Raw genomic sequence first — 14329 nt, forward strand, 5'->3', positions numbered from 1 at the left:
CTGTCGATACTGTAGATGCCATCAACCGGAGGACAACAAACATGGCCACTGTGCTACTTAACGGCGAGCCGATAGGCGTGGGCGGCCGCTTTCCGCGCGTAGGCGACACCGCGCACAGCTTTATGCTGGTGGACACCAACCTCGGTGATGTCCCACTGTCCAAGTTCATCGGCAAGCGCAAGATCATCGCCGTGGTGCCCAGTGTGGATGCCGAAATCGGCCTGAAGATAACCCGCAGGCTGGAAAGCATCGCCGATGGCTTCCCCAACACCAAATCCTTTGTGGTATCTGTCGATACCCCCTATGCCATGGCCCGGGTGATTGCCACCGAGGGCATACGCAAGGTGCACCTGCTCTCTACCCTGCGCGGCCGTGATTTCCACAAGGATTACGGCGTCATGATCACCGATGTGCCACTATCGGGCATGATGTCAACCGCCCTGTTTGGTCTCGACGAAAACGACACCGTGCTGTTCGCCGAACTGGTGCAGGACGTCAACGCGGAACCCAACTACGACAAGCTGGCCGAAGCCATGCTGGCGCAGGAATGACAGACATCGATTGAACCCGATGCTCACCGTATCGCATGACACCATTCCCGCTCCGGCGGGAATGGTGTTTTCTAAGCTACCGAATCCCGCTGGTGCGACCGCCTACCCAACCGGGAAGCTGCGCCGCCCGGCACCAACCTACCCGTTTTTCTAACCAGGAGTTCCCCCATGTCCACCGTTACCCTGCGCGGCAACCCCATCCCCGTCAATGGCACCTTCCCCGTGGTTGGCAGCACCGCCCCCGCCTTCAAGCTGGTCGGCGCCGACCTGGCAGACGCCACGCTGGAGACCTTTGCCGGCAAGCGCAAGGTGCTGAACATATTCCCCAGCATCGATACCCCGACCTGCGCCATGTCCACCCGCAAGTTCAATGCCGAAGCCGACAAGCTGGCCAACACCGTGGTGCTGTGCATCTCGGCCGATCTGCCATTTGCCCAAAAGCGCTTCTGCGGTGCCGAAGGCCTGAGCAATGTGGTCACCCTGTCCACCATGCGAGGTCGTGAATTCATTACTGACTACGGCGTCGACCTCGCCGGCGGCCCTCTGGCCGGCGTGACCGCGCGCGCGGTGGTCGTGCTAGATGAAGCCAACAAGGTGATCCACGCTGAACTGGTTGGCGAGATTGCCGATGAGCCCAACTACGAAGCAGCCCTGGCCGTGTTGAAGTAAGCACGGGCTAAGAGCCTGTTCACAGGCCACCAATAGGTGGCCTGTTTCATTTCCCTGTCTCATCCAGCCAGTGATCCCAATATGGCCTACCGCCATTCCCTAGCCGCTCGCGCAGAAAATCGACACAAGCCCTGACCTTGGGTGAGAGATAGCGGTTGGGCAGGTAGACTGCCAGGGCCGTCTGCGGTGGTACGGCGTAGTCCTGCAGCAGGGGTCGCAAGCTGCCGTCGGCCAGTTGCCCCGAAGCAGCAAAACTCGGCAAGCGCACTACACCCAAGCCACCCAATGCGGCCAGCAACAGGGCCAGGCTGTTGTTCATGCGTAGCGGGCCGCTGACCGGCTGCTGCCAGGATTGCCCCTGCAGCAGGAATGGCCAGGCTCCGCCCGGCGTCAGTGCTGGATAGGTAAGGCAGGCATGCCCTGCCAGGTCTGAGGGCTGCATTGGGGTGCCATGCTGGGCTAGGTAGGCTGGGCTAGCGCAGACCACCCAACGTATGGGCGCCAGCGCGCGCGCCACCAACAGGGGGTCTGGCTTGTCCGTCACCCGAATGGCCAGGTCGTAGCCTTCTTCGGCCAGATCCACCAGCCGGTCGCTCAGTTGCAAATCTACCTGCATGCCAGGGTAGCGCTTCAGCAACTCGGGCATATGGCGTGAAAGATGCTCGCTGCCAAAGCTGATAGGCGCTGTAATGCGCAGCACGCCCACAGGCTGGGCATGCAGTCTGTCCACCGCCCTACGTGCCTCACCGGCCTCCAGCAATACCCTGCGGCAGTGTTCATAATAAGCCGTGCCCACCTCAGTCAGGGACTGACGGCGGGTAGTGCGTTGCAACAGCTTGGCTGCCAGCCTTGCCTCCTGTGCCACCAAGGCCTTGCTGACCGCCGACTTTGACAGCGCCAGCCGCTCGGCAGCCGCAGTCAGGCTGCCGGCTTCCACCACGGCGGCGAAAAGCGCCATGCCGGCCAACTCGTCTGGGCTAATGTTATTGTCTTCCATAAGAAACAATATTGTTCTTTTTTGATTATTTATCAACTCAAAGAACGAATCTACACTGCAGTCACTCGAAGTTGCTGCCACTCAATCACGGGTTGCAGCCCCTGAACCCTTATGGAGAACATCATGCGTGCTGTCGCCCTGACCAAATACCTGCCTATCAACCACCCCGAATCGCTGCTGGATATGGAGTTGCCCCGCCCCGCCCAACCCAGCGGCCATGACCTGCTGGTTCGTATCGAAGCCATCGCTGTCAATCCGGTGGACTTCAAGATCCGCGCCCCCAAGGACACGGTGGAAGCTAATCCCAAGATACTGGGCTGGGATGCCGCAGGCGTAGTGGAAGCCGTAGGTGAGTCCGTGACCCTGTTCCAGCCTGGCGACAAGGTTTATTACGCTGGCGATATCACCCGCCAAGGCAGCAACGCTGAGTACCAGCTGGTGGATGAGCGCATTGTCGGCCCCATGCCCACCACGTTGGACTACACGGCCGCCGCCGCCCTGCCACTGACTGCCATCACCGCCTGGGAGGCCTTGTTCGAGCGGCTGCGGCTGGATCGTCACGGTCGGGATGCCGGCAAGACCCTGCTGATAGTCGGCGGTGCCGGTGGTGTAGGTTCCATCGCCATACAGCTGGCCAAGCTGGCAGGCCTGAAGGTGATCGCTACAGCCAGCCGGCCGGAATCACGGGCCTGGTGCCAGACGCTGGGTGCAGACCATGTCGTCAGGCATGGCAGCGAACTGCTGGACGCCGTGCGCGCTGAAGGCTTTGCCCAGGTGGATTACATATTCTGCACCAGCGATACCGATGCCTACTTCGATACCCTGGCCGAACTGGTCGCGCCTCAAGGTGGTATTGTGTCCATTGTAGAAGCCGCCAAGCCGCATGATATCGAGAAGCTCAAAGCCAAGAGCGCCTTCTTCGCCTGGGAGATGATGTTCACCCGCTCGCTGTTCCAGACTGCCGACATGATAGAGCAGCATCGCCTGCTGGTTGAGGTAGCCCGACTCATAGACAACGGTACACTCAAGACCACACTGGGTGAAAAACTGGGCAGTATCAATGCCGCCAACTTGCGCCGCGCCCATGCGCTGCTGGAAGAAGGCAAGGTCATAGGCAAGCTGGTGCTGACTGGCTTTTGAGAGCTTGGTATGAACTGACGCCATTGATGGGCGTTACGGAGATGTCAGGCGCCAGGGAGACCCTGGCGCTAAACCGCAGCGCAGCCTGATACGTTGAGCTCTCCCTTGTTTTATTCCACACCCCCCGCCCGCGCCGCCGCGCGGGAGCCTCGCTGACGCTCGTTATCAGTTTTAATTGGCTTCAGCGCCTACGACGAAATCTGGCCATTGATGGGCGTTACGGAGATGTCAGGCGCCAGGGAGACCCTGGCGCTAAACCGCAGCGCAGCCTGATACGTTGAGCTCTCCCTTGTTTTATTCCCCCCACCCGCGCCGCCGCGACGGCAGTCCATGTTGCACGGTGCGTGGAGGCCACCTCGCTGGCACTCGTCATCTTGCTGAATGGCGTTCACTTTCAACGATTCAGCTCGTGGCAGGCAACTTTGCCTGGCAGGCCATAGGCGCTAAGCTCATGGCCTTTTGAGTTGCGACACCGTCATGCTGCCCTGGCCCCTGCCTCATCTGCTGCACTCTCCCTGGCTGCTGCCACTGCGTGGCGTACTGGCCGAGTTGGATTGGCAGCAGTTCCCCCGCCATGCCGACTGGCAGGCGCTGCCGCCTTCCTTGCAGACGCTCAACCAGGCCGGGTTGCCGATAGGCTTTGCCGACCCTGCCGAACTGGCCGATGGCAACTACGAGCTGCGTATCGCCCAGCAAGGCCTGGTGGCTACCCGGCCCGACAACTGGCACGACTGCTTCAATGCGCTATGCTGGCTGGCTTGGCCGCGCACCAAGGCGGCGCTGAACCAGCAGCATGTGGATGAGCTGGCCTGCCAGGCAGGACCGCTACGTAGCCGGGCCCGTGATGCCGCTACCCTGTTCGATGAGTCGGGGCTGGTGCTGGCTGTAGCGGACCCCACCTTGGCCGAAGCACTCCGGGCACATGATTGGCCGCAGCTCTTCCAGGCCCGCCGAGGGGATTGGGGCCGGCTGATGGAACCCTGGAGTGTGGGCCACGCCCTGATGGAAAAAAGCCTGGCGCCATTCAAGGGCATTGTGGCCAAGGTCATGCTGGTAGCGGTCGCGGCCGACTGGTTCGAACTCGACCACCCTAGCCGGCTGCGGTGGCTGGATAACCAGCTGGCCGAGGCCATAAGCCGCGGCCAGTTGCAGGATCCACGCGCCTTGCCGCCCCTGCCTGTGCTCGGCATACCCGGCTGGTGGCCGGAGCAGACGACAGATTTCTATGCTGACGAGACGCATTTTCGTCGCAAGCGCAGCGTCGTTCATCAACGCTGAATGCATTTCGCCCGCCTAAACCGCATTTCATCGCAAAGCACTCCGCGACCTCGAGCAGACGCGCTAACTTTCGCCTCGCCAGCCAGTCAGCCGGCTTTAGGGGGAGAGAAAGATGTTCAGTCCGTTTACCTTGGGCCGCCGTGCCCCAGCCGCACCCAGTACGCTGCAAGGAAAGGTCGTACCGTTGCGTACGCCTCAGCCCAGCAAACCCATACGTGACCCGGCGGTGCGAATCGCCTAAGCTCGAGGCATGCCCACCGCAGCCCACACTACGCTAGCTACCGGAGAGGTGCGCCGTTCACTCTGGCGCAACCTCCTGGTCACCCTGCTATTCAACACCCTGGCCGGGGTGTTCTTTGCCTTGTCCAGCGACTCGCCCACCTGGCGGGTGATGCTGACCATACAGGTCATAGGCTTCTCGGTTTTTGCTGCCATTACCTTCACCTTTTCGGTGATCAAGCCCGCGCCCGAGCGCGAGCCCTGGTACTTCGCCGCCGCCGTGTTCATTGGCGCACTGGTGGGGCTGGCCTTCAACTGGGTGGCGCGGGTGGACGAACTTGCTGATGTCATCAGCAAGTACCCGCACTACCTGGCTTTCAGTCTGTTCTTCTTTCTGCTGGCTGCCGGCGTCATAGGCAGCATCCTGTGGGGCCGTGAGAAAACCAGCCGGATGGAATCGGCCTACCATCTGGAGCAGGCCAAGCGGGCCGAGCAGGACAAGCTGCTGATACAGTCGCAGCTACGCATGCTGCAGGCGCAGATAGAGCCGCACTTCCTGTTCAATACCCTGGCCAGCGTGCAAAGTCTGATCGATATTGCGCCAGACCGCGCCAAGCAGATGCTGGGCCTGTTTAACGACTATCTGCGCGCCTCGCTGGCCCGTACCCGCAACGAGCACAGCACGGTCAGGCAGGAGTTGGACCTGCTGCAGGCCTACCTGGGCATACTCAAGATACGTATGGGCGAGCGTCTGGACTTCAGCCTGAGCTGCCCCGAGCCGTTGCTGGATGCCCACCTCCCTCCCATGCTGTTGCAGCCCCTGGTGGAAAACGCCGTCAGCCACGGGCTGGAGCCCAAGGTGGAAGGCGGCACGGTACAGGTCGCCCTGGATATAGATGGTGGCCGACTGGTCGCCAGCGTCATCGACAACGGCCTGGGCCTGCCGGAAGAAGTCCGCGGCCAGGGAGTGGGGCTGAGCAATGTACGCGCCAGACTGGCTACACTGTACGGTAGCGCTGCCGGGCTGTCATTGCAGTCCAACCCGGCCGGTGGCGTCACTGCCCGGCTGGAACTGCCGCTGAATCACGGATAATCGACACACCGATGCAAACACCCACCGCCCTGATCGCCGACGACGAACCCCTGCTGGCCGACTATCTCAGGATCAAGCTGGGCCAGCTATGGCCTGAGCTGGACATCATCGCAGTGGCCCGCAATGGCCTTGAGGCCGCTGCCGCCATGCGCGAGCACGAGCCCGACGTGGCCTTTCTGGATATTAAGATGCCCGGCCTGACTGGCCTGGAGGTGGCCCGTTCGGCCGATGGCTGCCACTGTGTGTTTGTCACGGCCTTCGATCAGTATGCCGTCGAGGCCTTCGAGCGCGATGCCATTGATTACCTGCTCAAGCCTTTCAGCGACGACAGGCTCAGCCGCACCATCACCAAGCTGCGCGACAAGCTGGCCAGCCAGCGCCCGGCCAACAACGGCGCCCTGCTGGACAGCCTGCGTGCAGCCTTGGGTGGCGGCCTGCCCATCACCCCCGGTAGCCACCGGCTGACCTGGATACGGGCCGGTCAGGGCAACGAGGTCAAGCTGATCGCAGTAGACGACGTTTGCTACTTCCACGCCGCCGACAAATACACCACTGTGGTGACCCGCGAGGGCGAGTACCTGATACGCACCTCCTTGAAGGAGCTGCTGGAGCAGTTGGACGCCGACCAGTTCTGGCAGGTACATCGCGCCACCCTGGTCAATGTGCGCGATATCGCCGAGGCCTGCCGCGACTTCACCGGCAAGGTAACGCTGACCCTGAAGTCACGCCCGGAGAAGGTGGCCGTCAGCCGCGCCTATGCGCATCTGTTCAAGCAGATGTAAGCCGTCCCCACGGGCGCAAAAAAGCCGCTACCCAGGGTAGCGGCTGTTCCAATCGCGGCGCGCCCTGGTATCAGGCGCCGCGGTGCAAGCTTGCCAGCAGCTTGTCCTTGTCCTGCCACATCTCGTGCACCCAGGCCTGCACCTTGGCGCGGAACACTGCGTCGCCCCCGTAATCGCCACGGGTCAACTCAGCCGGAATAGGCCTTTCCTTCACCAGGACCACAATCTGCTTGACCCGGCCAGCCAGGAAATCCCAGAAGCTCGGTGGGCCATCGGGATAGTAGATGGTGACATCGATCAATGACTGAAACTTCTCCCCCATGGCGTTCATGGCCAGGGCAATGCCGCCGGCCTTGGGCTTGAGCAAATGGGTGTAGGGCGACTGCTGCTGCGCATGCTTGGCAGAGGTATAACGGGTGCCTTCCAGAAAGTTGATGACCGAGGTCGGCACCAGGGCGAACTTCTCACAGGCGCGCCGGGTAGTCTCCTGATCCTGGCCACGGGCTTCCGGATGCCTCTTGAGATAGGCCTCGCTGTGGCGCTTCATGAAGGGGAAATCCAGCGCCCACCAGACCAGGCCAATCACAGGCACAAAAATCAGTTGTTGCTTGAGAAAGAACTTGAGGAAGGGAATATGGCCCTTGAGGGTCTGCTGCAGGACAAAGATGTCGACCCAGCTCTGGTGATTGGAACTGACCAGGTACCAGCCCTTGGGGTTGAGCTTCTCCAGCCCCTCCAGCCGCCAGTTGATCTTCTGCGCCAGGGCAATCCAGACACTGTTGTTGTAGACCCAACCCTGCGCCAGGGTATTGAGCACCCTATCCACCGCCTTGCGGATGGCGGTGAACGGCAGCACGAACTTGATGATGGCCAGGGTCAGTATCATGAACCCATAAACCAGCACATTCAGCGCCAGCAGCAACGAGGAAATCAGGCCGCGCAGGAACGCGGGAAGGAAGTTCAGCATGGCGAACCAATCTACTGCTTGATAATGCGCCGCATTGTAAGCCAATACGGCGGCGGTTTCGGTTGATGCCGGTCAGCTTTCCTGGTGCCCACGCATCAATCGCACATAGTGCTGGGCAGAGTAGGCAAAGTGTGCGATCTCATCTTCGGTAAGCGCCCGGACTTCCTTGACCGGACGGCCCAGATAGAGGTGGCCTGAACGTAGCACCTTGCCAGGTGGTACCAGCGAACCTGCACCTATCATCACCCGTGGCTCGATCACGGCGCGATCGAGCACGATGGTGCCGATGCCGATCAGGCACTCGTCGCCTATGGTGCAGCCATGCAGTGTCACCTGGTGACCTATGGTTACTCGCTCGCCTATGATCAGCGGCGCGCCCAAGGGGTCTTCCGGCCGCTTGTGGCTGACATGCAGGCAGGCCAGATCCTGCACATTGGAATCCCGTCCGATATGGATATGATTGACGTCCCCACGAACAATGGCGCCCGGCCAGATAGAGGCGTTCTCGCCCAGTACCACCTCGCCCACCACCACGGCAGCTTCATCGACATAGGCAGAGTCGGGCACAACGGGCTTGATACCTTTGAACGGACGTACGGCCATGGTTAAACTCCAATCCAATACAAGCGCCCGAGTATAGCCGAGAGCCCTGTGCTAGCCCATGCCAGCCCTTGCCTTGGGAGCAAATCGCCCCCATCTAGCCTCAATCAGACTTCCTATCGTTACCGGACCGAGCCCACGCCATGACCAACCCCCTACTCGATTTCTCTGCCTTGCCACGGTTTGGCGATATCCTGCCCGAACACATCACCCCCGCCATCGATCAGTTGCTGGTCGAGGCCCGCGCCGCCGTAAGGGCGGCGGAGACCATCAGCCCTGTCAGCTGGGATAACTTTGTACGCCCGTTGGATGACGCCAACGAGCGCCTGGGGCGTGCCTGGGGACAGGTGAGCCATCTCAATTTCGTGGTCAATACCCCTGCACTGCGCGAAGCCTACAATGCCAACCTGCCCAAGCTAAGCCAATTTGGTGCCGAACTGGGGCAGAACCTGGCCTTGTTCGCCCAGTACAAGCTGCTGGCGCAATGCCCCGAGTATGCGGGCTATGACGCCGCCAAGAAGCGCATCATCGAAAACGCCCTGCGCGACTTTCGTCTTGGTGGTGCCGAGTTGGCCGATGAGCAGAAGGCACGTTTCAGCGCCATCAAGGAGGAGCTGGCCAATCTGTCGGCCAAGTTCGAACAGAACCTGCTGGATGCCACCGATGCCTTCGCCCTGTATGTGGACAGCGAAGCCGAGCTGGCCGGGCTACCCGAGGATATCAAGGCCATGTGCCGTGCCGCCGCCGAGAAGGATGGCAAGCCCGGCTACAAGCTGAGCCTGCACATGCCCGTGTATCTGCCGGTGCAAAGCTACTGCGACAATCGAGAACTGCGTGCCCAGCTCTACCGCGCCTACAGCACCCGTGCATCTGAGTTTGGCCCGGCCGAACTGGACAACAGCGCCCTGATTGATCGCATCCTGGCCCTGCGTGGCGAGTTGGCCGCCATGCTGGGCTTTGCCAACTATGCCGAGTATTCGGTCGCCACCAAGATGGCCGACACGCCGGACGAAGTGCTGGTCTTCCTGCGAGACCTGGCCGCCCGTGCCAAGCCGCACGCCCAGCGCGACCGCGCCGAGCTGGAAACCTACGCCCGTGAGCACCTGAGCCTGGCCGACCTGCAGATGTGGGATCTGGGCTATGCCACTGAGAAGCTGAAGGAAGCCCGCTACAGCTTTTCTGAGCAGGCTGTGAAGCAATACTTCACCGAACCCCGGGTGCTGGCCGGCCTGTTCAATGTGATAGAGACCCTGTTTGGCCTGAAGGCAGAGGCCGACACCGCGCCGGTATGGCATGAAGACGTACGCGTCTACCGCCTGGTCGATCAGGCCGGCAAGCTAGTGGGACAGTTCTACTTCGATCTCTACGCCCGCGAAGGCAAGCGCGGCGGCGCCTGGATGGATGACTGCCGCAACCGCAGACTCAAGTCTGAAGGCCTGCAAACCCCGGTAACCTACCTGACCTGCAATTTTGGCCGCGGCGCCGACGGCAAGCCGGCCACCTTCAGCCACGATGAAGTCATCACCCTGTTCCATGAAATGGGCCATGGCCTGCATCTGCTGCTGACCGAGGTCAATGAACTGGGTGTGGCAGGTCTCAACGGCGTGGAGTGGGATGCCGTGGAGCTGCCCAGCCAGTTCATGGAGAATTTCTGCTGGGAATGGGAACGTCTGGTGGCCATGACCGAGCATGCCGAAACCGGCGAACCCCTGCCGCGCGAGCTGTACGACAAAATGCTGGCAGCCAAGAACTTCCAGAGCGGTATGGGCAACGTGCGCCAGCTGGAGTTTGGCCTGTTCGACATGGCCCTGCACAGCCGCGACAGCGCCAGCCAGGAAACTGTGCTGCAACTGCTGCAGCGCGTCCGCGAGGAAGTCGCCGTCAACCTGCCGCCCGAGTGGAATCGCTTCCCCAATCTGTTCAGCCATATTTTTGCCGGTGGCTACGCAGCGGGCTATTACAGCTACAAATGGGCCGAGGTGCTGAGCGCCGACGCCTATGCCGCATTCGAAGAAGCGCCGACGCAGATCAGCCTAACCGGCCAGCGCTTCCGCCAGGAAGTCCTGGCCGTTGGCGGCAGCCGTCCGGCTATCGATAGCTTCAAGGCATTCCGTGGGCGTGCGCCCAAGATAGACGCCTTGCTGCGTCACTATGGCATGGCTGGCTAGGCGCTGGTTTGTATTGGCGGCGCCAGAAGCCGGGCAAGATCATACCGGCAACAAAAAACCCGACACCAGTGTCGGGTTTTTTGTTGCCGCAGAGACGAGCTTAGAAAGCAGCTTGCAGGCCCACCGACATTGCAGCGCGCTTTTCATCGCTCAAGCCGGCCGTGTAGCTATAGCTGAAGTAGGCATTCACCGTCTTGCTCAGGCTGGCCGAAGTACCGACGTTGATCACCGCATAGCTGGTGTCCGGCGTGTAGACATCGGTGGCGAAACTGGCTTGCTGGCCGATCTGGGCCGCGCGCACGGTACGGTCTTCGTCCTTGACTTCGCTATAGGCCATCACCGAGGCATAGGGCTTGAAAGTGCCCCAATCGGCGTTCAACTTGACCCCTGCGCCCAACAGCATGGAATCGATGCGCTGCTTGTCATAGCGCATGGAGGTGCTGCAGGACGTGGCATTGGCGATGTCGCCGCACTTCTCCGCATAACCACCGACGCTGGTCTCGCTGGCGGCCAGGCTCAGCGTGGGCGTGACGCTGTAATCACCCAGCGACAGCTGATAACCACCCACCACGCGCAATGCAGCCTGGCTACCTGTGGTGTCACCCTTCTCGGTACGGCTCAGGGTACCCAGTTGGATGTTGCGGCGGATCTCGCGGAAACGGGCCGAGCCGAAGGAGGCATCGGCAGCCACGCTGATGGGGCCGCTCTCATAGCGGACAAAGCCGGTCAGCAGGCGGGTGTTGGTATCGAAACCACCAGCCTTGTTGCCGAAATCGGTATCGCTGTTGGCCTGGGTGAAGGCCATACCGATCGAGGTATCTGCATTGAACTGGAAATCCAGGCCGGCAGTCAGGGCGGCATTGCGGCCGTTGCTCTGCATGCCCAGGCTGTTGGCATCCTGGTCATTGCTCAAGCGGGTAATACGGGCAAAGGTGTCGAGCACCCCAACCGAACGGGCCTGACCCACACGCTCATCCAGCACGCCTTGTACGGCATTGCGGGCAATGGGCTGTGTATGTGCCAGCTGGGCAGCGTAGTAAGGCGCATCCAGTGTGGACATGAGCACCTGCGCCAGCAGGGCATGCGTCTTGGGCGTGGGGTGGAAGCCATCGGCAAAGAAGAAGTTCTCGGCCCCCGGAGTAAAGCCGGCTGCACCTTGAACGCAATTGCTGGCATCAGCGCAAGCCGTACCGGTGACATTGCTGTAGCCGAAGGCTGTGGGGTTGGCCAGCACCTCAGTCATCATGCGGAAGGCATCGATGGCGACAACGTCACCCACCTTGCCCAGGCCAGCATTCAGGGTGTTGTTGAACACGCTGCCGGCCAGCGAATTGGCCGAGGCCAGCGCTGCCGAGGCGGTAGAACCCACCTTGCCCTGGATAGGGGTAACCAGATTGGCAGCAACTGCCGCAGGGGCCGCTGCACGCAGCTGCGCGGCCACGGTGGCGTTGATCAAACCGGCACCCACCAGTGCGTCCACAGCAGCATTCACTGCCGTGGTGGCGTAGCTGGTGGCAATGGCATTCTCGGCATTGGTAGCCGCCACGGCATAGGTCGCCAGCGTGGTGCTGCTGCCATTCAGGGTGGTCTTGACCGCACCCGCGCCGGCAGTCTGCATACCCGTCAAGGTAGTAGCCTGGCCATTGGCAGCCTGGATGGCACCGCTCATCAGGCCTATCAGTGCAGCATTGCTGCCCTGGCCCATTTGCTGTGCCAAGCCACCAGCGATGGTGTTGGCGGTAGTGGCATTGTTGACGCCGCCGTACAGCGCGCTGGCCACGCCTGCTGTCACCTGGCCGTAGACCTGGCTGGTCAGCTTGGGGGTGCGGCTGATATCCACGGCATTGCCGACGATGATGTGCTTGGCGCCCGCTGCCTTGAGACGCTGTACCTGCGCCACCACGGCTTCAGCAGCCAGGGCACCATTGGTGCTGGCGCTAGCCGGGTTGGCCAGGGCAGCAGCCAGGTCGTTATTGCCTACCCAGACCATGTACAGCGCGTTGGGATCAGCCTTGCCGGTGTTGCTAGCCAGATGGGCACCAATCTGGTTGGGCACCAATTTGGTTTGCACTGGATCATTGGCAGCCAGGCTGCCAGGCAGCACCACACCACCGCCTTCGGCGAAGTTGTTGCCGCCGGCCGTGACCTTACCCTGCCCCAGGTCGATCGCCAGTACAGACTTCAGGGTAAAACCGTAGTGGCGCGCCAGGATGTCGGCATACAGGTCATTGACCGAGCCATCCGGCTTGCGGGTGGTCCAGCGATTGTTCTGCGGCACGCCAGGCAGGCCGAAGTAAGCGCCGGTATCGGTCAGGCTGTCACCAAAGAAGTAGATGTTGGAGTAGTTGCCTGCCGCCTGGGCTGCCGGTGCAAAGGCAGCGGCTACCAGAGCGGATGTGATCAGGGTGCGGGCAAGGCCAAAGCGCTTCATGGGATTGTTCTCTCTCCGGGTGTGATATCAGGGGCACAGAACCCCGCCCCTCCTCAAGGGGAAATGCAGGGTAATTGCCCGGTGTGCTTTAGAATTCAGGTGTAACGGTAATAACGCTTGGTCAAGCGCTTGTCAGGTTGCGGTGACGCATGCCGGGCTTCTGGCCACAAGCCGCGTGCTTACTCGCTTCCAAGGCATTCCGCCACCACTATAAGACATTTCAGAGTTATTACACTAGATGCCTATCCTAGACATAGACGTGGTCGTCATCGGCGCAGGTGCTGCCGGCATGATGGCAGCAGCCAGCGCAAGCCAGCGTGGACGCGGTGTTGCGCTGGTCGACCATAGCGAGCGCTTGGCCGAGAAGATTCGCATCTCGGGCGGTGGGCGTTGTAATTTCACCAATATTCACTGTGCGCCCGACCGCTATCTGTCGCGAAATCCCCACTACTGCAAGTCGGCACTGGCCCAGTACAGCCAGCAGGATTTCATCGACCTGGTCAATCGCTACGGCATAGACTGGCATGAGAAGAAACTCGGCCAACTCTTTTGCGACCACTCTGCCCAGGACATCATCAACCTGCTGAAGAGCGAGTGCGACCTGGTGGGTATCGAATGGCGCATGGGTACCCAGGTTCTCGGCGTCAGCCAGACCGATACCGGCTTCCTGGTGGAGACCAGCCGCGAAACCTGGCGCTGCCAGAGCTTGGTCATCGCCTCAGGCGGGCTATCCATCCCCCCCATCGGTGCTACCGGCCTGGGCTACGAGATCGCCAAGCAGTTTGACCTGCCCATCACGCCGCTGGCTGCAGGCCTGGTGCCACTCACCTTCGAACCCAAGGATCTGTATGGTGAGTTGGCCGGGGTATCACTGGATTGCGACGCCCACGGTGGCGAGGGCCCGCATTTCCGCGAAAACGTGCTGTTTACCCATCGAGGGGTATCGGGGCCTGCCATATTGCAGATTTCATCGTACTGGGCACCCGGCCGGGAAATCACCCTGGACCTGCTGCCAGGCCGTGACGTCGCCCAGTTGTTCGAGGACGCCAAGCGCTCCGATGCCCTACTGCCCAACATCCTGGCCGACTGGCTGCCCAAGCGCTTTGCCCAGGCCTTCTGCGCCGCCCATGTGACCATCAAGCCCATGAAGCAGTACACCCCGGCCGAACTGGCGCTGCTGGCCAGCCATCTGCATGGCTGGCGGGTCAAGCCCAGCGGTAGCGAGGGCTACAAGAAGGCCGAAGTGACACGGGGCGGTGTGGATACCGACGCGCTCTCGTCCAAGACCATGATGGCGCGCAAGATACCGGGCCTGTTCTTTGTGGGCGAGGTGGTGGACGTAACGGGCTGGCTGGGCGGCTATAATTTCCAATGGGCCTGGTCATCGGGCTGGGTAGCCGGCCAGAACGCCTAGTACGCCACAGTGCCGAGGCC

12 protein-coding genes are annotated in these 14329 nt (G+C 61.3%); 8 read left to right on the forward strand and 4 right to left on the reverse strand.

The genetic code is table 11. The annotated features are described in order from the left end of the window. The first annotated feature begins 41 nt into the window (after positions 1-41). Positions 42-551: a thiol peroxidase gene (gene tpx, locus QQK16_RS01550; RefSeq protein WP_284194665.1), complete on the forward strand. Its 510-nt coding sequence runs from the start codon at positions 42-44 to the stop codon at positions 549-551. 168 nt (positions 552-719) lie between these two features. Next, a complete protein-coding gene (tpx, locus tag QQK16_RS01555) occupies positions 720-1220 on the forward strand; it encodes a thiol peroxidase (protein WP_284194666.1) in 501 nt (166 codons plus the stop codon). Between the two features lie 46 nt (positions 1221-1266). Here tpx (QQK16_RS01555) and QQK16_RS01560 read toward each other — a convergent pair whose 3' ends face one another. After that, positions 1267-2178: a LysR family transcriptional regulator gene (locus QQK16_RS01560; protein ID WP_284194667.1), complete on the reverse strand. Its 912-nt coding sequence runs from the start codon at positions 2176-2178 to the stop codon at positions 1267-1269. A 162-nt stretch (positions 2179-2340) separates the two neighbouring features. On the opposite strand from QQK16_RS01560, the gene QQK16_RS01565 reads away from it, so the two are divergent. From QQK16_RS01565 to QQK16_RS01580, 4 genes are all read left to right on the forward strand, one after another. Beyond that, the gene (locus QQK16_RS01565; protein ID WP_284194668.1) at positions 2341-3357 is read left to right on the forward strand and encodes a zinc-binding alcohol dehydrogenase family protein; all 1017 of its coding nucleotides are present in this window, start codon (positions 2341-2343) and stop codon (positions 3355-3357) included. A gap of 477 nt (positions 3358-3834) precedes the next feature. Further along, positions 3835-4635, forward strand: a complete 801-nt coding sequence (locus QQK16_RS01570) for a DUF3025 domain-containing protein (protein ID WP_284194669.1) — start codon at positions 3835-3837, stop codon at positions 4633-4635. Positions 4636-4885: 250 nt separating this feature from the next. Continuing rightward, positions 4886-5947, forward strand: a complete 1062-nt coding sequence (locus tag QQK16_RS01575) for a sensor histidine kinase (RefSeq protein ID WP_284194670.1) — start codon at positions 4886-4888, stop codon at positions 5945-5947. A gap of 11 nt (positions 5948-5958) precedes the next feature. After that, the gene (locus tag QQK16_RS01580) at positions 5959-6729 is read left to right on the forward strand and encodes a LytR/AlgR family response regulator transcription factor (protein WP_284194671.1); all 771 of its coding nucleotides are present in this window, start codon (positions 5959-5961) and stop codon (positions 6727-6729) included. Between the two features lie 70 nt (positions 6730-6799). Here QQK16_RS01580 and QQK16_RS01585 read toward each other — a convergent pair whose 3' ends face one another. Then, on the reverse strand, positions 6800-7696 hold the full coding sequence (locus tag QQK16_RS01585; RefSeq protein ID WP_284194672.1) for an acyltransferase: 897 nt from the start codon (positions 7694-7696) through the stop codon (positions 6800-6802). Between the two features lie 72 nt (positions 7697-7768). Beyond that, positions 7769-8299 carry a gamma carbonic anhydrase family protein gene (locus QQK16_RS01590; protein WP_284194673.1) on the reverse strand — a complete coding sequence of 177 codons (531 nt, stop codon included), beginning with the start codon at positions 8297-8299 and terminating at the stop codon, positions 7769-7771. Between the two features lie 140 nt (positions 8300-8439). Here QQK16_RS01590 and QQK16_RS01595 point away from each other — a divergent pair, with 140 nt between their 5' ends. After that, positions 8440-10464 (forward strand): M3 family metallopeptidase, encoded by a 2025-nt coding sequence (locus QQK16_RS01595; RefSeq protein ID WP_284194674.1) that lies wholly within the window; start codon positions 8440-8442, stop codon positions 10462-10464. Positions 10465-10564: 100 nt separating this feature from the next. Here the strand turns inward: QQK16_RS01595 and QQK16_RS01600 are convergent, their stop codons facing one another. Continuing rightward, a complete protein-coding gene (locus tag QQK16_RS01600) occupies positions 10565-12895 on the reverse strand; it encodes an autotransporter domain-containing protein (protein WP_284194675.1) in 2331 nt (776 codons plus the stop codon). A gap of 238 nt (positions 12896-13133) precedes the next feature. On the opposite strand from QQK16_RS01600, the gene QQK16_RS01605 reads away from it, so the two are divergent. Further along, the gene (locus QQK16_RS01605; RefSeq protein ID WP_284194676.1) at positions 13134-14309 is read left to right on the forward strand and encodes an NAD(P)/FAD-dependent oxidoreductase; all 1176 of its coding nucleotides are present in this window, start codon (positions 13134-13136) and stop codon (positions 14307-14309) included. Positions 14310-14329: the final 20 nt, after the last annotated feature.

This window comes from Chitinimonas prasina (genome assembly GCF_030160395.1).
In the GTDB taxonomy this organism is placed as follows: domain Bacteria; phylum Pseudomonadota; class Gammaproteobacteria; order Burkholderiales; family Chitinimonadaceae; genus Chitinimonas; species Chitinimonas prasina.